This is a genomic window from Pelobacter seleniigenes DSM 18267 (assembly GCF_000711225.1).
Classification (GTDB): domain Bacteria; phylum Desulfobacterota; class Desulfuromonadia; order Desulfuromonadales; family Geopsychrobacteraceae; genus Seleniibacterium; species Seleniibacterium seleniigenes.
Window position 1 is genome coordinate 27,615 of the sequence record NZ_JOMG01000002.1, and the last position, 17,761, is coordinate 45,375.

General features: G+C 52.8%; 18 protein-coding genes and 1 tRNA gene. 6 read left to right on the top strand and 13 right to left on the bottom strand.

What is annotated here, in order from left to right:
- Window positions 1-61: 61 nt before the first annotated feature.
- From N909_RS24315 to N909_RS0102720, 6 genes are all read right to left on the bottom strand, one after another.
- Window positions 62-2,473, bottom strand: a complete 2,412-nt coding sequence (locus tag N909_RS24315; protein ID WP_162179102.1) for a mechanosensitive ion channel domain-containing protein — start codon at window positions 2,471-2,473, stop codon at window positions 62-64.
- The gene (corA, locus tag N909_RS0102700) at window positions 2,470-3,564 is read right to left on the bottom strand and encodes a magnesium/cobalt transporter CorA (RefSeq protein ID WP_211253913.1); all 1,095 of its coding nucleotides are present in this window, start codon (window positions 3,562-3,564) and stop codon (window positions 2,470-2,472) included. Before corA ends, N909_RS24315 begins: the two co-directional genes overlap by 4 nt.
- 25 nt (window positions 3,565-3,589) lie before the next feature.
- On the bottom strand, window positions 3,590-4,621 hold the full coding sequence (locus N909_RS0102705; RefSeq protein WP_029910998.1) for a succinylglutamate desuccinylase/aspartoacylase family protein: 1,032 nt from the start codon (window positions 4,619-4,621) through the stop codon (window positions 3,590-3,592).
- On the bottom strand, window positions 4,618-5,523 hold the full coding sequence (rimK, locus tag N909_RS0102710; protein ID WP_029911001.1) for a 30S ribosomal protein S6--L-glutamate ligase: 906 nt from the start codon (window positions 5,521-5,523) through the stop codon (window positions 4,618-4,620). The genes N909_RS0102705 and rimK overlap by 4 nt, the downstream gene beginning before the upstream one ends.
- A gap of 75 nt (window positions 5,524-5,598) precedes the next feature.
- Window positions 5,599-6,039 carry an ATP-dependent zinc protease family protein gene (locus N909_RS0102715; protein WP_029911004.1) on the bottom strand — a complete coding sequence of 147 codons (441 nt, stop codon included), beginning with the start codon at window positions 6,037-6,039 and terminating at the stop codon, window positions 5,599-5,601.
- 302 nt (window positions 6,040-6,341) lie between these two features.
- A complete protein-coding gene (locus N909_RS0102720) occupies window positions 6,342-7,061 on the bottom strand; it encodes a FadR/GntR family transcriptional regulator (RefSeq protein ID WP_029911008.1) in 720 nt (239 codons plus the stop codon).
- A 595-nt stretch (window positions 7,062-7,656) separates the two neighbouring features.
- Here N909_RS0102720 and N909_RS0102725 point away from each other — a divergent pair.
- Both N909_RS0102725 and N909_RS0102730 read left to right on the top strand, forming a co-directional pair.
- Window positions 7,657-8,505 (top strand): SDR family NAD(P)-dependent oxidoreductase, encoded by an 849-nt coding sequence (locus N909_RS0102725; protein ID WP_084167396.1) that lies wholly within the window; start codon window positions 7,657-7,659, stop codon window positions 8,503-8,505.
- Between the two features lie 32 nt (window positions 8,506-8,537).
- Entirely contained in the window at window positions 8,538-9,386 is an 849-nt protein-coding gene (locus tag N909_RS0102730; RefSeq protein ID WP_029911014.1) for an amidohydrolase family protein, read from the top strand.
- A 324-nt stretch (window positions 9,387-9,710) separates the two neighbouring features.
- Here N909_RS0102730 and N909_RS23550 read toward each other — a convergent pair whose 3' ends face one another.
- Window positions 9,711-10,001, bottom strand: a complete 291-nt coding sequence (locus N909_RS23550; RefSeq protein ID WP_162179103.1) for a response regulator — start codon at window positions 9,999-10,001, stop codon at window positions 9,711-9,713.
- A 252-nt stretch (window positions 10,002-10,253) separates the two neighbouring features.
- On the opposite strand from N909_RS23550, the gene N909_RS0102740 reads away from it, so the two are divergent.
- On the top strand, window positions 10,254-10,805 hold the full coding sequence (locus N909_RS0102740) for a nitrous oxide reductase accessory protein NosL (RefSeq protein WP_051689470.1): 552 nt from the start codon (window positions 10,254-10,256) through the stop codon (window positions 10,803-10,805).
- A gap of 130 nt (window positions 10,806-10,935) precedes the next feature.
- On the opposite strand, the gene mbfA is transcribed toward N909_RS0102740, so the two are convergent.
- Both mbfA and N909_RS0102750 read right to left on the bottom strand, forming a co-directional pair.
- Complete coding sequence (gene mbfA / locus N909_RS0102745) at window positions 10,936-11,916, bottom strand: iron exporter MbfA (RefSeq protein WP_029911023.1); 981 nt, start codon at window positions 11,914-11,916, stop codon at window positions 10,936-10,938.
- A 238-nt stretch (window positions 11,917-12,154) separates the two neighbouring features.
- Window positions 12,155-12,231 (bottom strand) — tRNA-Arg (locus tag N909_RS0102750).
- Window positions 12,232-12,338: 107 nt separating this feature from the next.
- On the opposite strand from N909_RS0102750, the gene N909_RS0102755 reads away from it, so the two are divergent.
- A complete protein-coding gene (locus N909_RS0102755; RefSeq protein WP_029911027.1) occupies window positions 12,339-13,217 on the top strand; it encodes a cyclic di-GMP-binding domain-containing protein, MshE-related in 879 nt (292 codons plus the stop codon).
- The gene (locus N909_RS25520; RefSeq protein WP_155005851.1) at window positions 13,214-13,378 is read left to right on the top strand and encodes a hypothetical protein; all 165 of its coding nucleotides are present in this window, start codon (window positions 13,214-13,216) and stop codon (window positions 13,376-13,378) included. Before N909_RS0102755 ends, N909_RS25520 begins: the two co-directional genes overlap by 4 nt.
- 441 nt (window positions 13,379-13,819) lie before the next feature.
- On the opposite strand, the gene N909_RS0102765 is transcribed toward N909_RS25520, so the two are convergent.
- From N909_RS0102765 to N909_RS24320, 4 genes are read right to left on the bottom strand one after another with little or no spacing between them, the layout of a single operon-like run.
- A complete protein-coding gene (locus N909_RS0102765) occupies window positions 13,820-14,626 on the bottom strand; it encodes a cytochrome c3 family protein (RefSeq protein WP_029911030.1) in 807 nt (268 codons plus the stop codon).
- On the bottom strand, window positions 14,623-15,723 hold the full coding sequence (locus tag N909_RS0102770; RefSeq protein WP_029911033.1) for a cytochrome b: 1,101 nt from the start codon (window positions 15,721-15,723) through the stop codon (window positions 14,623-14,625). The genes N909_RS0102765 and N909_RS0102770 overlap by 4 nt, the downstream gene beginning before the upstream one ends.
- 11 nt (window positions 15,724-15,734) lie before the next feature.
- Entirely contained in the window at window positions 15,735-16,166 is a 432-nt protein-coding gene (locus tag N909_RS0102775; protein ID WP_029911036.1) for a QcrA and Rieske domain-containing protein, read from the bottom strand.
- A 38-nt stretch (window positions 16,167-16,204) separates the two neighbouring features.
- Window positions 16,205-16,885, bottom strand: coding sequence for a DUF1573 domain-containing protein (locus N909_RS24320; RefSeq protein WP_051689471.1), 681 nt, complete (start codon window positions 16,883-16,885; stop codon window positions 16,205-16,207).
- A 321-nt stretch (window positions 16,886-17,206) separates the two neighbouring features.
- Here N909_RS24320 and hpt point away from each other — a divergent pair, with 321 nt between their 5' ends.
- Window positions 17,207-17,743 (top strand): hypoxanthine phosphoribosyltransferase, encoded by a 537-nt coding sequence (hpt, locus tag N909_RS0102785; RefSeq protein ID WP_036682810.1) that lies wholly within the window; start codon window positions 17,207-17,209, stop codon window positions 17,741-17,743.
- The last annotated feature ends 18 nt before the right edge of the window (window positions 17,744-17,761 follow it).

Consider the following 17,761-nt stretch of genomic DNA (forward strand, 5'->3'; position numbering starts at 1 on the left):
TAAACGTCCTTTGCCGATCAGTTGACAGACAACCACAGTCCGGCCTGTCCGACTGCGGGGTTTATTCGCTCTCTTTTCCGGGCAGGATTCCCGGGGCAATCGACCGCAGATGCAGATCACGTTGCGGAAAAGGAATTTCGATTCCCTCTTCACGGAAGCGCCGATCGACCTCAAGCAGCAGATCATTTTGCACCCTGGGCCGCTCATCAACATTGGGGATCCAGACCCGCAGTTCAAAATCGAGTGAGCTGGCTCCGAACTGAATGAACAGTGGCACCGGCTGCGGTTCGGCCAGAACATCCGGATGCTGTTCGGCGGTTTCGCGCAGAACCTGCAGAACTTTCTGCAGGTCGCTGCCGTAAGCGACGCCAACGGCAATGACCAGGCGAACCCTGCGGCTGGACAGGGTCCAGTTGGTGACCTTTTGCGAAATGATCTGGGAGTTCGGCACAATCAACTCCGCCTGGTTCAGGTTTTCAACCACCGTGGAACGCAACCCGATCCGGGTGACAACCCCATACTCATTGTCGATGAGAACCCCGTCCCCCACCTTGATCGGTCTTTCAAACAACAGGATCAAACCGGACAGAAAATTATTGACGATATCCTGCAGTCCAAAGCCGATGCCGACCCCGAAGGCCCCCAGCAAAACGATAAAGTTCTGCAGTTTCATGCCGAGAAAACCGAGGGCAATCAGAAACCCGATGGACACAATGGCATAATGGATCAGTTTTTTGACGGCATCGCTCACCCCCCGGTCGACGGTTCGCGGAGCAAAAAAGTGGGTGTCGCTCATCCCCTGCAGCAGCCAGGACGCCTGGATGGCCAGATAGAAGGAGCAGATGGCAAGACCGAGCATCTCCACGGTAATCCGGGACGCACCGAAATTGAACCCGTACTGACTTAAGAAACTCCACCCTTCATTGAGGGTCGTGAAAATCCGCCAGACCGGCAGCAGGTAAAATATGGAAAAGCCGACCACCAGAACCTGCAGTAAGCGCTTCAACTTACTGGCCAGGTCAGTACCGAAGCGGACAAAAAAGGTCCGCCGTGCCTGCTGCTGATGGTCAATGAATTCATCGATACCACCACCGCTCAGCAACAGGAGCATGCGCACGAATAACAGCGCCATACCGGTCTCAAAGGAGGCCTGCAGCAACCATGTGGAAAAATTGATATAGCCGGCCACCTGACCGACCAGGCTGACGGTTAAGACCAGGATCCCCATACGCAGCAAACCGCGGAATAAACGCCCCCTTTTGCTGCCACGCTGCTGCCGTGAGATATCGATCTGCTGGACCAGCAGGGGGATGAAAAACAGGGCCAGAGTGGCAATATACACACGGAACAGGGGCTCCGGCAGGGAGATCGTCCGGATCGCTGAGGTCACGATAAAGACCAGTCCGGCCAGACCCAGCGCCCACCCTTGACGCCGATTTTCCACCAGGGAGATGGCCATGGTGGTCGCCGCGACCACCGCCCCGGCCTGAAAGGCAAAGCGGATCAATGTCGGCAGCGCCGGAGTCCACATCAGAAACAGGATGATTGACAGAAAGGCACCTACGGCAACCGGGTGGCGCAGCACGAACTGCCACTCATCGGTATTTTCAAAGCGCTTGCGATACAGGAAAATCAACCCTGAAATCCCGCCAAAGGCGACCAGCATCAGGCCGAAGCGAAAACTGTTTTCCTCGATGAAGCCCCAATCGAAAGTGAATACGGCAACCAGCCCGTCGCGGGCCTTGAGGAGCAGCTCCCGATTAAATTGTTCAAAGAAAAGCGGAGAAAAAAAGGAATGGGCGTTCTTGCGGAAAGTCGCCTGGCGGAGCTTTTCCAGCCCCAGTTTCAGGCTGTCCGTGGTCAAAATCAGATCTCTCTGAATCGCCCCGGCCTGCTCCTGCAAGGTGAGTAATTTATCGGTGTCTGTCTTTATTTCCTTATCCAGCTGCTGCAGTTGTTGCCTCACCCGGTTCAACGTCTGCTGCGGAAGCTGCAGCTTCTGTTTTTTCAACTCCGTGGCCCACTGACTCCAGAACTCACGATCCGTCGCAGTCTGTTCCCGAATCCCTTCCACCTGCTGCTGGCGGTTGGTCAGGTCTTCCTGCAAACCGTCCAAAGACTGCTGCAACTGGTCGAATTGCCGGCTGTAATGAGTCAGGCGGTCAACATACCAGGTTTCGGGAGAGCCAAAGGGTTTGATTTCAAGGTTCAGTTTTTTGACCTGCTCGGCAAGCTGTTCCAGATTTTTGCCCAGCGGACCCAGCGCCGCCAATTGCTTGAGCTGATCCTGGGCTTTGGCGACAAAGCCGGCTTCTTCCGTCGACCTGGGGCCAAGTTCACTCAGTCCTGGATAGGTCTGGGCTGCTTTGTCCGGTGAGCCCTGCGTCGCGGGAGTTGCCGCCGAATCAGCCGCCCAGAGAGGACCGTGCAAGAACAGCAGCAAGACGAGGAATAATCTCAGGACGCGGTTCAAAACCACTTTTTCCTTTTGAACAACCAGAGCATGATCAAGGCACATAATATCATCACTCCCCAAATCATCGGGTACCCGTAACGCCACTTCAGTTCCGGCATGTCCACAAAATTCATCCCGTAGACACCGGCCAGAAAGGTCAACGGAATAAAGATTGAGGCCATCACGGTCAAAACCTGCATCACTTCGTTCATCCGCTGGCTGACGCTCGACATATAAAGCTCAACCAGCCCCGATGCGGTCTCCCGGAAGGTTTCCACCGTGTCGAGAACCTGGATGGCATGATCGTACAGATCACGCAGATAGACATTGGTTGTTTCCTCAAACAATGGTGATTCGCTATGCATCATATTATTGACCAACTCACGCAGCGGCCAGACCGCCTTGCGGAAAAAAATCAGCTGCCCCTTCAGTTGGTGAACCTGGGTCAGGACCTCCTGGCTCGGCCGGTTGATGAGTTCCGTTTCCAGATAATCAAGCCGGTCACCAATCCCTTCCAGGACATGAAAATAGCTGTCAACAATGCAGTCAATCAGGGCATAGATCAGGTAATCGGAACCGCGCTGACGAATCCGGCCGCTCTTGCGCTTCAACCGTTCGCGCACACCATCAAACACATCCCCCGGACGCTCCTGAAAAGTCAGGACATTTTGCTCGGTCAGCACCATGCTGATCTGCTCGGCGTCCAGCTGCGCGCTCTCTTTGTCAAAATAGAGCATTTTCAAAATAACCAGGGCCAAGTTTTCGTATTCCTCAAACTTTGGCGAATGACTGGTATCAAGAATATCTTCAAGCATCAGGCTGTGCAAATCGAATTCTGAGCCGAAATTATTGATCATCTCGATATCGTGAATGCCATCAAGGTTGATCCAGCTGACGGTCTGCCTGAGTTTCAACTCACGACATTCGGCAAAGCTGACATCGGTACGGTGAGTGAAGAGTTCATCAGAATAATCCAGATAAGAACAGACCGGCCGCTCCACCTTCTGTTGGCCGACATGGACCAGCGAACCGGGCGGCAGCCCGATCTTTTTGGCCGGGCTGCGGAATAGGGAAGTCGCCGTCCTGAAAGCTTTTTTCAACGGGGGCACGAGAGTTCCTCCTCAGTCAAAAAGGTTAGCGCTCCAGTCCGAAATCCTCATCCGTCAAGGATGAGGCGTATTCGTCCAGAACTTCCTCGGCTTCATCCTGATCAGGGACCTTGGCCAGATGAATCAGGGCATCTCCCTCATGGGCCAGGGGCAGGTTCAATTCGCCGATCACCACCCCGGAAAACGGGGCGCGGACCTCTTCCCGATCATCTCCGAAGGGATCACTCAAAACGCCGAGCAGGGCGTTCTTTCTGACCAGGGCTCCCAGTTTGACTTTTCGGGCAAAAATCCCGCTCATGCCGGCACGCACCCAACTGGTGTAATCGGTGATGACCGGATCGGCCCGATGGCTTTTGCGCCCCGGCGGTAACATGCCGATGTGACGCATCAGCCGGACCATCCCCTTCAGGCCCACGGAAATAACCGTCTCGTTAAAATAGAGCGCTTCGCCGCCTTCATAAACCAGCACCGGCTTGCCCAGTTCAGCAACCGCCTCCCGCAAAGATCCTTCCCGTAATTCGGAAGGGACAATGATAGGGGCACCGAACGCGGTAGCCAGTTCTATGGCCCGCGGATCGTCGAGACTGGTCCGGATCTGGGGCAGATTACTACGGAAGTTCGAACCGGTATGCAGATCGACGCCGAAATCGCTGCGACTGGCTACTTCGCTCATGAACAGGTGGGCCAACCGGCCCGCCAGAGATCCTTTGGGCGTTCCCGGAAAGGAGCGATTCAAATCACGGCGGTCTGGTAAATAACGCGCCCGCTGGATAAAACCGAACGGATTGACCACCGGAATAGCCAGCAAAGTACCGCGCAAAGAACCCAGGACACGCTGGCCGAGCAGCCGACGAATGATTTCAACCCCATTGATTTCATCGCCGTGAACCGCAGCGCTGACAAAAAGGGTTGCTCCTTTTTTCCGGCCATGCACGACCTGCACCGGAAGGGTCATGGCGTTGTGGGTATAGAGCCGGGCCACCGGTAGATTGACCGTGGCCCGCGTCCCGGGCTCAACCGAGACCCCACCCAGAACAAAAGGAGCAACCTGTTTCACCCCTGTCCCCGCGTCCTGGTCCGGCCGGGCTTGGCCTGTTTCTCGATAAACTGAATGATCAGATCAGCGACATCTTTATCCGTCGCAGTTTCGATCCCCTCCAGCCCCGGGGACGAGTTGACCTCCATCACCACCGGGCCGTGATTGGAGCGCAACAGATCCACTCCGGCCACATTCAGCCCCATGATCCGCGCCGCCCGGGCAGCGGTAGAGCGTTCTTCCGGTGTCAGGCGGACCACCGAAGCCTTCCCTCCGCGATGCAGGTTGGATCGGAACTCACCTTCCTTGCCCTGCCTCTTCATGGCCGCGACCACCTTTTCGCCAACCACAAAGCAACGAATATCAGCGCCTTGGGCCTCCTTGATGAACTCCTGCACCAAGATGTTTTCCTTCAGTCCACGAAAGGCCTCGATAACGCTCTCTGCGGCTTTATCCGTTTCCGCCAGGACAACCCCAATCCCCTGGGTCCCCTCAAGCAGCTTGATGACCAACGGAGCCCCGCCGGCCAGGCTGATCAGATCCTGGGTGTACTGGGTGGAATGGGCAAAACCGGTCACCGGCAAGCCGATGCCGCGGCGGGCCAGCAACTGCAGACTGCGTAATTTGTCCCGTGAACGACTGATCGCAACCGATTCATTGACACTGTACACTCCCATCATTTCGAACTGCCGGACCACAGCGGTTCCGTAAAAGGTAATGGACGCCCCAATTCGCGGGATAATTGCATCAAATCCGCTCAGTTCCTCCCCCCGATAATGGATCGTCGGCCGCTGACTGGCAATGGTCATATAACAGCGTAACGGATCAACAACCCTGATTTCATGTCCCCTTTTTTTGCCGGCTTCGACCAGCCTGCGGGTCGAATAAAGCTCCGGATTACCGGACAACACTCCAATTTTCATGCCCATCTCACTTTCACTTATCATCCTCTATCAGACCGTCGTTAAACGGTCTGTTGAGCCCATACCGGGACTTATTCAATAACCAACGCGCCCCGGTCTGCCAAACAGGTAGGAGCGGTCAGGAGCAACAATTTTCCCCTGCAACGCCGTTCGTCCAAGCAGCATCCTGAACTTCATGCTGTCCCGGTTGGTCAGGGTCATTTCAACGGGCCAGCACAGATTCCCCAGCTGCACTGTTGTTTCAATGACATAGCGCATTTCCCGGTGTCCGCCTGAATCGCTGACCTCGCGATAATCCTTAACCGGGCACTGACAGATCAGCTCACGGTCCAGCCGCTTCTGCAACGGATGGACGCCAAAGCGCACCATCTTTACGCCTGCTGCTTCGAAGGGTTCAACAAAATAGGCATGCAGCGCCGAAGTCCTGGCTCCGGTATCTATTTTGGCTTTGATTTGCGCAATATGCAAATCGGGCAAGGCCAGCCACTCACGCCAGCCCAGGCATATTTTTTCCATGATCGGTTTCTTCATCCTGTCATTAATAGGGTCAGCAGTTCCCGGCACCACTGGAACAAATTTCCCCGGTGGCGCGCTGTGTACTCGAATACAGGGAAACTCCGATCAGGTCAATCGATAATATGTGCAATCAAAAAGGAGGGGGGCTGCGCATCTCCTGCCTGCCACGGCATCCCGTTAACCCTGCCGGAGCAGCTTCAATGCCTGACAGCGCAACCGGCAGCAGGATAATAAACATAAAAAGGGGGAAATTGCAGAAATGAGGACAGCGCACACCAGCAACCGGCAAGCGCAGAAGGGCGTTACTCGTTGATCGTACTTTCCAGTTCTGCCTGCACGGAAAGCAGATGTTCTTTCATCATCTGCCTGGCACGCTCGGCATTTTGAGAGCGGACCGCTTCAAGAATACGCATATGCTGGAAAACAGCTCTGGTTCTGGTGACATTCAGATCGACACTGCGCTGTAATTGGGGCCACAGTTTACCTTTGTGCCGCATCTCCCAAAGGCTCTCGATATGGCTCTGCAGCAGAGAATTTTTCGAAGCCTTGGCGATAATCAGGTGAAACTGCATATCCCCTTCTTCAGAGGTGAACCCGGCCTGATTTTCTCCAACCATCATTTCAATAGCCTGCTCCATGCCATCGCATTGCCGCGTGGTTCGATTCAGGGCCGCCAAACGAGCGGCTTCCGGCTCCAAGAGCATGCGCACCTGAATCTGTTCAAAAGGGCCGGCTTCCGAGCTGATGACCTGCGGGGGAAGTTCTTCACTCAGATTCAGCACCACAGCGCCGAAATTCCTCTTCACCGCCAGAATCCCCGAGACCTCCAAAGCGACAATCGCCTCCCTGATGGTTGCCCGGCTGACCCCCAGCTCTTTTGACAATTCCGTTTCGGAAGGCAGACGATCCCCTTCGACCAGGTTCTGGGCCAGCAGATATCTTTTGATATCGTGGGAGACCCGGACATAAAGCCGCTCATTAGTTTCGGTATCACGGAGTGAGGATTCCGGTTTGGCTGTCATAAAATTGTACCCTTTCTGCGGCTAATTATCAGGTTGCGTGCCGCCCCAGTCAAGAGTAAACATAGCGGATCCAAAACTATTGTCAGACAATAAAAGGCCACCTTCCAAGTCCTGAACAACCGTCAAAACAGTTGAATAAGTCAATAAATATTCTCATTGTAATTTTGGGAACTTCAAGCAGCTCGATGCTGAGAGGAGCAAAATCCCGACCTGAAGATCGCCCAAAAACGCACAAAGCCCTGTTCAATTGACAGGCAATCTTAGCAGATCTAAAATTGACTTTTTTACCGAAAACAGGGCTATCCCAAAAAAAATTCCCCAGCAAAGAAACACCGAGTTTCACACTGGCCACAGACCAGGTCTGAACGCATCAATAAGGCGATAGTTTCACTCCTCCGCCTGCCACATAACAATTCACGTGGGGAGATCGAACCGCTACGAATCTATTGACGTGATAATGGCAAAGCCCGAATCCTGCCTCGCAGAAAATCATCGCTACGGGAAAACCTTCGTCACCATATCCTACCAGGAGAAATTTAGCTTCTCAAAGAAGGATATTCTATACAGGAATCAAGAGAGGCTGCTATAGTTGCAGATGAAATTTATGAGGGCGACGGTGCATTCCCAAGCACAGGCAAAAACCCGGGCCTTCTTACGCAACAGCCAACCAGGCAATCATTCTTTTTTTACAACCAAGGAGAGAAACATGAGATTTTCCGGACAAGTCTGTGTTTTGGTCGGCGGAGCTTCAGAACTGGCAACAGTCACAGGAAAAAGACTCATTGATGAGGGAGCAAAGGTTATCCTGATCCATCACAATCAGCCCTCTCTTGACCGAGTTTTGCCAGAGTATCAAGAACGAAAAGTTTTTTGCTATATCGCCAACATTACCGACTTTGAAACTCTGAGAGACACCTTCAATGCCATCGCCAAAGAGCATGGCAAGATAGACGTCATGATCAATTGCGCCGGCATCATGAAACCAGCCCCCATTGAAAAACTGTCCTCAGGAGATTGGCAAGATGTTATCGATGTCAATTTGACCGGTACGTTCTATGCCTGTAAAGCCGCAGCAACCATAATGCGACAGCAAAAATCAGGGAAAATTATCAATGTAGCATCCCTGGCCGGTCGCACCGGTCGCCCCGGAGTAGGTGTTAACTATGCCGCCTCCAAAGCTGGCATGATCGGCCTGACTCAAGCGTTAGCACAGGAACTGGCGAGTTACGGCATTACGGTCAATGTCGTTTCACCGGGACCGCTGAAAGGGCGCATGTTTCAAAAACTGCCCCAAGCGACAAAAGACAAATTGCAGGCAGGCATACCTCTGGGCCGGGTCGGAGAAATGGAGGAAGTCGCTGGGGCGATTCTGTTTATGAGCAGCGCTGACGCAAACTGGATCACCGGTGAAGTCCTTGATGTAAACGGTGGCGTTTTCATGTAATGCACGCTGGAAAAGAAAGGGCCCAACCCACGATGAACCTGATCAATGCCCCAAAGATCGACTCTCACCTTCATGTCTTTGATCCGTTGAAGTTTCCCTATTCTCCCGGAACATTTTACGCCCCATCCGGCAGCGAGATAGGAACCCCGGATCAATTTTTAAAGGTTATGGATTGTCATAACGTCAAGCACGCACTGCTTGTCGGCCCGAATTCAGGCTACGGCGAAGACAACAGTTGTCTGCTTGATACAATCGCCCGAAATCCGGATAAGTTTAAAGGGATTGCGGTGGTGGATAACAATACCAGCCTGGAAAAACTGCACCAGCTTCAGCAACAGGGAATTATCGGGGTTGCTTTTAATGTCGCACTTCACGGGATTGCTCAATATACTAAAACGTCAGCACTCCTTGAAAAATTGACGACACTCGATATGTACCTGCAGATTCAGGTTCAGCATGATCAGCTGACAGAGCTATTGCCGCTTCTGACAACCTCAAAAGTAAAGGTTCTGGTCGATCATTGTGGACGCCCTGATCCGAAAGCGGGTCTGAATCAACAAGGCTTCAGGGATCTCCTTCGGTTGGCGGATAGCGGCCGGGTTTTTGTTAAAATTTCCGGCCAGTATAAAATATCGCAAGCGCCATATCCTTATCCAGATATGACTCCCTATATAAAAGAGCTATTCAATGCTTTTACCTTAGATGGTTGCGTATGGGCCTCTGACTGGCCTTTTTTGCGAGCACCGGCACGATTGGACTATGCTCCCCTGCTTAAATTAATTGAACATTTTCTGCCATCCGTTTCTGAACAGCACAAACTCCTGTGGCAGACCCCGGCGAGACTGTTCGGCTTCGCCACCGGGGAGAGACCGGCGACTTAACACGACTGGCAGGGGCAAAGAAAAACGATCAGGACCGACCAATGATCACATTAACCAACGGCCAATTGGTAGATGGCGGTCGCCAGGAGCACCCAATGACTATGATCTGAAAAGTCCATAGGTTGAATAGCGACTGAAAATCGCCAAGGTGGCACCCCCTGCCCCAGAACACACCAGGGCCCTCCGAGGTGCTATCACCCAAGACACATCTCCACCTTTACAAGCTGTTGAAAACAGCCAGCTGCGCTCATGGATGGGAGATCAAAGGCAATGACGGATTTCCAACTCATTGATTTTCTACGACTCGTGGTCGGCGACCCGAGGTTAAACCGTTCCGATATATGCGCCAATCATTTCAATTAATTCAATCTGTCTGAATGGTTTGCTGAGGCTCGCTGTAAAACCATATGCTTCGCGATTCTTCATGATGGGATCTTGAGCATATCCGCTGACGACAAATACGGGCATTGCTATATTCATTTTCTGTATTTCTCTGACCACCTCTTTTCCGCCCATTCCGCCAGGAATGGGCAGAAGCCTCTGCCGAGGAGACGAAACCAACAGATTCCTGGCCATCTTATTACAGACAACCACGCTGTCTGTATGCAATGCCAAACACTTTCGCATGACTCCAGCGCGGAAAACCCAAAAATAAATTTGTTACCAAACTATCAGGAACGGCACAAAGATGACTTGAACAGTAACATATCGCCGTTAATACTGTACATTATTGGCCCATTCAAAGTAAAAATCCGGACCTGGTGATTGAGCACAAACCAAAGGTCAGCTGAACTGAAAGAATGTTAACGATGATAGTCTGAATCCTTTCAAAGCATTCCTAACCCTGAATGAAAGTGAGGTTGCCGGATGAAAAAGATTTTCTTCTTGAGCCTGACCGTTCTGTTGATGTTCTCAACGCTGCTTCCTGCGGCGGAACAGGCAGACCAGAAACTCCACCTGTCTTGCAGTTACTGCGGGATGAATCGGGTTAAATTCGCCACCAGCCGGATGCTGATCAACTACACGGACAAAACCAGTGTCGGCACTTGCAGTCTGCACTGCATGGCCCTGGAATTTGCCAACAGTATCGGCAAAACACCTGCAACCATTGAGGTCGGCGATTACAACACCCAACAGCTGATCGATGCAGAAACAGCCGTCTGGGTCATCGGCGGCGACCTGCCGGGCGTCATGTCCTCACGAGCCAAATGGGCGTTTCGCGAGCGGGCGGCTGCGGAGGCCTTTGTCAGCAGCCATGGCGGGACCATTGCCGACTTTGATCAGGCGATGAAGACCGCTTACGAGGATATGTACACGGACACCAAAATGATCCGCAAAAACAGGGCCATGAAAAAAGCGAAAATGCCGCACCAGGACATGGATCATGACATGCACCAGCACGGCATGGAGAAAAAATAGCGCGTCCAAACCAACAGGCAACAGTCCGGATAAAACGCGAAAAACCATTAAAAACGCCCCCTGCCAGAGCTGACAGGGGGCGTTTTTTCAAAACAACAAAAAAATCAGCAACACACTGCGTTCATGCAGATCAGCCGCCGCCGATCAACGCACCGGCCGCAAAGACCAGGGCGCCACCCAGCACCACCTGGAAGGCGGCCCGCCAGAAAGGAGTCTCCATATAACGGTTCTGAATCCAGGCGATTGACCAGAGTTCAATAAAAACCAACACCAGCGCGATGGATGTCGCCATCCAGAAATGGGGGATAAGATAGGGGAGCGCGTGACCAAAGCCACCCAGAGTCGTCATCACTCCGGCCGCCAGGCCGCGCTTGCCCGGGCTCCCCCGGCCGGACAGTTCACCATCATCGGAAGCAGCTTCGGTGAAGCCCATGGAAATACCCGCTCCGACACTGGCGGCCAAGCCGACCAGGAAGGTGGTGTGAGTGTTCTGGGTGGCGAAGGCAGTGGCAAAAATAGGCGCCAGAGTCGAAACCGAGCCATCCATGAGTCCGGCCAGTCCCGGCTGCACCCAGGTCAGGACAAACTGGCGATGGGCGGCGCGGTCTTCTTCGTGACGGTGCTCAGCCGGTAGATGCTCTTCTTCGAGGCCATCAGCAAGCTTGCCGTGCCCTGCTTCAATTGCGGCAAGATCACCCAACAACCGGCGAATATCGGCATCCGAGGTATGCTCGGCGGCCTTCCGGTAGAACTGCTCGGCCTGGCGCTCCATTTCGCGCGCTTCGTTGCGAATCCGCTCCAGGCCCAGATTTTCGATCAGCCAGACCGGATTGCGTGCGTAAAACCCGGAGACATGTTCGCGGCGGATCAGGGGAATAACCGTACCGAAACGCTGCTTGTGTGCGTCGATCAGTTGGCGGCGATGCCCGTCTTCTTCTGCGGCCATCGCGTCGAAAATTTTCGCCGAAGCCGGGAAGTCGGTCCGCAACCGCTCGGCATATTGCCGATAAATACGCGCATCATCTTCTTCATTGGAAATGGCCAGAGCCAGGATCTCCTGTTCAGACAGATCCGAAAAGCGCCGCCGGCCACTGGGAACTCCGGGAATCACAACATGCCTCCTCATTGAGAATAACTAAAAGAAGCAGGGTCAGACACAAGGATCTCGTCCCGCGCGGCCACTGCTAACCGATAGAAACCCGCCAGGCTGGCGGGATCAGGTCATCACTATATTAGTTCAGATGGAAAATTCTGCAACAAACAAAAAGGAGCGCAACCGTCTTGTCGCAGCCAAGGAGCAAACACAAAAAAGGCCTAACAGAGAACTGTTAAGCCTTTGATTTTCTTTATGGCGCGCCCGAGAGGATTCGAACCTCTGACCTCTGCCTCCGGAGGGCAGCGCTCTATCCAGCTGAGCTACGGGCGCTTGGGAGGTACTATATACGCTATAGGGATCAATAATGCAACCCGAAATAAATTTGCCTTCGCGTTTCTTAAGCTGCATAATTGAGCGGTTTTTAAAAAGGAGCATTTATGGCCGTCAAATTTTTTGGGCAATACCTGGTTGAACACAAAATTATTACCAGGATGAATTTATTACAAGCCATTGAATTACAAGAAAAAAACAATCTTCGCTTCGGCGAGATGGTGATTGCCATGGGGTTGCTCAGCGAAGAACAGGCCGCGACCATCCATCGTGCCCAGCGCAATCAGGACCTGCAATTCGGCGACATGGCCGTTCAACTTGGCTTTCTTAGCCCTGATCAGGTGCAGCACGTGCTCAATAAACAGCGCAGCCAGCATCTCTTCATCGGCCAGGCGCTGGTCAAAATAGGAGCTCTTACGGAAGAGCAGCTAGATAACCATCTGCAGGCTTTTAATGGCGAACAACAGTCCTATCTCTCCGAGAAAATCACGATCCCGGCCGGAGTCCCCCACCGCCCGATCTGGGAAATGGTCGCGGACCTGACCTATAAAATGCTGACAAGAATAGCAGGGCTGTCTTTTCGCCCGGGACCCTGCGTGCCGATCGACAAAATTCCGTCCCGCCCGGTCATCGTTGAAATGGGATTTTCAGGGGTGGTCAGTGCCCGCTATCTGTTGACGGTTTCGGAAAATACCCGAACTATGATTGCCAATGCCATTTTACAGGAGCAAACGACCAGAAATCAGTCAGAACCACTGGATGAACCAATTTTGGAATTTGTAAAAATCGTTTGCGGCAATGTGGTCAACAAGGCGGTCCAACTGGGATACGCCATCGATATCACCCCGGCCCGCATCCACACTCCAGATCGGGACGACCTGAATATCCCTGAAGACCAGACGGCAATCCAGTTTCCCATCTATCTGTCGGACGGTGAAATCTTTGAATTGACAATTTCGGTGCAAAAAGAACGGACCTGCCCATGAAGCGGATGATCATGCTGATTGCAGTCAGTTGCGGTGGCAGCATCGGCTGGTACTGCGGAGCCGGATGGGGCATCATGACCGCATATTTTGCGTCTGTATTCGGTTCGGCCATCGGCCTGTATCTAGGCCGCAAACTGCAGAGGAATCTGGGCTGGGACTGACCAGCCGGGTTATTTTAAACACCGCCCGCCATCGGCATCCAACCAGTCGCAATCGACCCTTAACGGCTTGCTCTGACAGAGGATAACCGCAAGATAAGTGGGACAGCGATCGTAATCATCCGATTCGCACAGCTGCCGCCGCGTTGAATATGTTGGAACGGCCGAACATCTGGCCTGGCAGCGATCTCCACGGATTTGAAAAAAGGGGCATTTCAGGCTGGCGGAACGTTCTGGTGACATTTGCGAAAGACTCATGCTGGCTCTCCATTGGCTGAGATGACTCGGCTGTTTAACGACAGCCTAGCTTAAAAGTGTGAGCAGACAATGAGGACCCGGCCGGGCACAAAAAAAACGGCGGGAAAAATTCCCGCCGTCATGTTAGCAATCCAGAGTTCTCAACCGCCCGAGGATTAGCGGCTGGCTAGCTTTGCCAGGCCAAGATCATTCCTCCTCATGGTAGCTGCGACGGATCAGCAGCGCGATCGCCCCACCCAGCAACAGCAGCAAAACGACCACCCCGCCGGCCAGTTTACGTTTCCCGAGGATGCTTTCATAATCAGCGATAGCGGCTCTGGTCCCCTTCAATTTATCAGTGACCTCAGCCTTTTGTGCTTTGATCTTATCAATATTGACCGTATGGAAGATGCGCCGGAACGAATTGCGGGATGCGAACAGGCTTTCTTCCAGCCGCTTGGTATCGATTCCCAATCGATGCAGAGAAGAGACCGCTTGCTCCAGCTTGGCCAGGGTCGTTTCGGTTGAACTGATCTCTTCTTTGACCCTTGCAGCTCGTTCATAATCGTGGCAGCGTGAGCAGCTCTCTTCATTAATCAAATCAATGCTCGCCGCTTTGACAGCGTGATTACCGTGGCAGATGACACACTGCGCACCACCGGCATCCAGAGCCTTACCGTGGGCACTGGCCATATAATCCTCTTTGACCCCGACATGACAGCGACCACAAAAATCAGGAACCTCGGTATAACTCGGAGCCCCGATAAAACCGCGCTCCGGACTCATGGCCATAGCAAAATCGGTAGGATCCCCGCCGTGGCAATCATTACAGGAGATCCCGTTGGCAGCATGGACACTGCTGCGCCACAACTCGACCGGCTCAGCCAGCCGACCTTCCTGACCACTGTGACATTGTATGCAGACCGTGTCTTCTGCAGCGAAGGCAGCTGTTGAGGTAAAACAAACAAACAGACCAAGCAACACAATGGAAATACCCAAAAAAGACTGTTTCATGAGTAATGCCCCCAAATCGACAATCCGACAAAAAGCAGAATTCCCAGCAGATATAGAGTCACAAAAACAGGTCGTTTTGCCGGTCTCCGCTCAGGACTGCGGTCCAAGAACGGCAACACTGCCAAAAAGCCCATCGCCGCCCCTTGCGAGGCCAACCCGAGCAACTTGCTGGGGAAAATCTTCAACGTCTGATAGGCCCAGAGGAAATACCATTCCGGCTTGATATGGGCCGGAGTCGTAAATGGGTCCGCCGGCTCCAGGGCATCGGGCGGGATAAACAGCCAGGGCGCGTAAAAGGTAATCGCAACCAGTGCGGCCAGGGCAAAAAAGACCATGGACAGATCTTTAATGGTGTAGTTGGGATGGAAGGGCACCCCGCCAGGATGTTCATCATGGTGGAAACTGCGGGCCGGTTCCAGCGGTCGATAATCATCGCCAAACGGCGGGCTGGAAATGCCAATTCTCCTGACGCAGAACAGATGAAAGCCGACCAGTCCCAAAAATAGCATCGGCAGCCCCATGACGTGCAGCGCAAAGAATCGGCCCAGGGTCGGGGCTCCAACAGATGGCCCTCCGCGTAAAAATTCAACCAGGAAATCACCCACCACCGGAACGGCTCCCGCAGCATCGGTAGCAACGGTGGTCGCCCAGAAAGACAGCTGGCTCCAAGGCAGCAGATAGCCGGTCAGGCAAAATGCCAGGCCAAGGTTAAAAATGATGAACCCGGACAGCCAGGTCAATTCACGAGGCCGTTTATAGCTCCCCATAAAGAGGACCGACAGCATATGCAGCAGCAGCAGCACAATAATCAGGTTGGAACCGACCACATGCAGGTAGCGGATCAACCAGCCATAGGGAATGCTGTTCATAATCGCCGTCACACTGGTGAAGGCCTTTTCCGTGTCCGGAACGTAAAAGATCAGCAACAGAATCCCGGTCAGGAACTGCAGACCGAACATGGCCAGCAACACAGCACCGAGGGTATACCAGATATTGATATTCCGTGGCAGCAGGTAGCCTCCCATGTTTGCGTGCATGATTTCGCGAATCCCAAGGCGACTATCCAACCAGTCCATGACTCCTTTTTGTAGTTTCATGACAGGCCTCCTCAACCGACCAGGATAGTTTCGCCATCAAGCTTGACAGCGTAAGTTGTCAACGGTTTGGGCGGTGGCCCGCCAAGGACCTGCCCGGCAGGCGAAAAGCGTCCGCCATGACAGGGGCACAAAAATTCCTGGGAGTCCGAAACCCATTTCACAATGCATCCCAAATGAGTGCACACTGCACTTAACGCAACATACTGGCCGGGCTCAGGTTCCAGAAGGACCGCGGGCCGCCCCTGATAGGAAAAGAAATGGGCACCCCCGACCGCGACCTTCTCTTTGGGGATTTTCACCTGCTGAGCCGCCCCCCCTTTATTATTTGGCGACAGGAAACGAACCAGCGGCCAAGCAAAAGCTCCGGCAATGATCGCGCCGATAGCCCCCAGAAGAATTCCGAGGAATTTCCTCCGTTCATTCGGACTGGCAGATGCACTCATACGAACTCCTTCATCATTGAAATTCATTTGTCCCAGACTTACTTGGTTGACAAACGTGCCGAAACCGGCACTCTAATTTGAGGAACCGCTGAAAAATCCGTCGAAATGATAACATAACCGGCAATTCGATTGTTACCCTCTAAAAACTCTCCTGTGACATTGACAGTGGCCTTCTGGCCCGGCTCAAGACGCAGCCGGCTGATGTTGGCGGCGATCCCCGCACCGGCAATCTGAGGCCCGGTCAAGGTCACCACATGTTTGGAATCATTGACGATATCGAATTGATCCTGAAGTGGAACAGGTTCCTTCACCCGCCCCCAATTCACTCGTTCCAGGGTCGCATAAAGCTCAAGAGTAATCATCCCATGCAAATTAAAAATGACCGAAGACTGTTCGGGATCATTGGTATCGACAGTGATCGTTTTGTGAATTTTGCCTCGAAACCCCTGTGAATTAAACCGGACCTTCAACTCGCCGATCTCCCCGGGGGCAAGTCTGCGAGCCGAGAGCAACGCGGCCGTACAACCGCAGGACGTCCGGACCTGTCCGATCTCCAGCACCTGGTCACCGGAATTCTGAAAACGGAAACTGTACTCGACGGTTTCGCCCTGGACAATGGCACCAAAGTCATAATTTAAGGTTTCGGGGGTCAACTTCGGTGCGGCAAAGCAGAACGCGGGAAATAACAACAGCAGAACAGACAGCAGAGCACAACGCATAACGGATATCCTTTACCAGTTAAGAAAACTCGATCAGCTAACAGTCCAGAATCCTAACATAATTCGCAGAGACATGACAGGATCTGTTAATGCGGTTACAATTGACACGCTGAGTTTCTTCCTGTTATAGATTGCGTTTCACTTGCCCGGGGACAGATCGGCTATCAGCGGGTCCTCCGCAAAACTCCCGGCAGCACGACGCAACTTAATTTAATGTCCACAATTGTAAAAAGTTAACCAGCCTTGGGTCTTTCGCACAGCCCGCAAAGGATGGCTAACCTGCAAAAAAGGTTTTTAAGGCTGAACTCAGCTAAGGAGATTATGATCACGATGGCGGAAGATAACCGCAGCATCCTATTTTCAAGAGAACGCATTGCTCAAGAAGTCAAACGAATCGGCCAGGAGATCAGCCGGGATTTTCAAGACCAGGAGGTCATGCTGGTCGGCGTCCTCAAAGGTTCCTTTTTATTCATTGCCGATCTGATCAGGGAGATTGAAGTTCCGTCGGTGATTGATTTTGTTCGGCTGGCCAGCTACGGCTCGGGAACCCAGACCTCAGGGATCATCGAATTCCGCAAAGAGCTGGAGATGCCGATCCGGGGTCGTAATGTCATTATCGTCGAAGATATCATTGACAGCGGCTATACCCTTGAATGTCTCTACAATAAATTGCTTCTTCAGGAACCCCGCACTTTGAAGATCTGTACCCTGATCGATAAAAAGGCCCGCCGCGAAGTCGAAATTGAGGCTGATTATGTCGGGATCACCATGGATGATGGTTTCATTATCGGTTATGGCCTCGACCATGACGAAAAATATCGCAATCTTCCCGATATTTATGTTGTTGATGAGGAATAATGCTCGTTTTTCTGGTGC

Coding starts and splice junctions, on each gene's coding strand:
- rimK (WP_029911001.1), bottom strand. CDS start 5,523: ATGAAAATTGGAGTGTTGTCCGGTAATCCGGAGCTTTATTCGACCCGC.
- N909_RS0102715 (WP_029911004.1), bottom strand. CDS start 6,039: ATGGAAAAAATATGCCTGGGCTGGCGTGAGTGGCTGGCCTTGCCCGAT.
- N909_RS0102720 (WP_029911008.1), bottom strand. CDS start 7,061: ATGACAGCCAAACCGGAATCCTCACTCCGTGATACCGAAACTAATGAG.
- N909_RS0102725 (WP_084167396.1), top strand. CDS start 7,657: ATGAAATTTATGAGGGCGACGGTGCATTCCCAAGCACAGGCAAAAACC.
- N909_RS0102730 (WP_029911014.1), top strand. CDS start 8,538: ATGAACCTGATCAATGCCCCAAAGATCGACTCTCACCTTCATGTCTTT.
- N909_RS0102740 (WP_051689470.1), top strand. CDS start 10,254: ATGAAAAAGATTTTCTTCTTGAGCCTGACCGTTCTGTTGATGTTCTCA.
- N909_RS0102755 (WP_029911027.1), top strand. CDS start 12,339: ATGGCCGTCAAATTTTTTGGGCAATACCTGGTTGAACACAAAATTATT.
- N909_RS25520 (WP_155005851.1), top strand. CDS start 13,214: ATGAAGCGGATGATCATGCTGATTGCAGTCAGTTGCGGTGGCAGCATC.
- N909_RS0102765 (WP_029911030.1), bottom strand. CDS start 14,626: ATGAAACAGTCTTTTTTGGGTATTTCCATTGTGTTGCTTGGTCTGTTT.
- N909_RS0102770 (WP_029911033.1), bottom strand. CDS start 15,723: ATGAAACTACAAAAAGGAGTCATGGACTGGTTGGATAGTCGCCTTGGG.
- N909_RS0102775 (WP_029911036.1), bottom strand. CDS start 16,166: ATGAGTGCATCTGCCAGTCCGAATGAACGGAGGAAATTCCTCGGAATT.
- N909_RS24320 (WP_051689471.1), bottom strand. CDS start 16,885: ATGCGTTGTGCTCTGCTGTCTGTTCTGCTGTTGTTATTTCCCGCGTTC.
- hpt (WP_036682810.1), top strand. CDS start 17,207: ATGATCACGATGGCGGAAGATAACCGCAGCATCCTATTTTCAAGAGAA.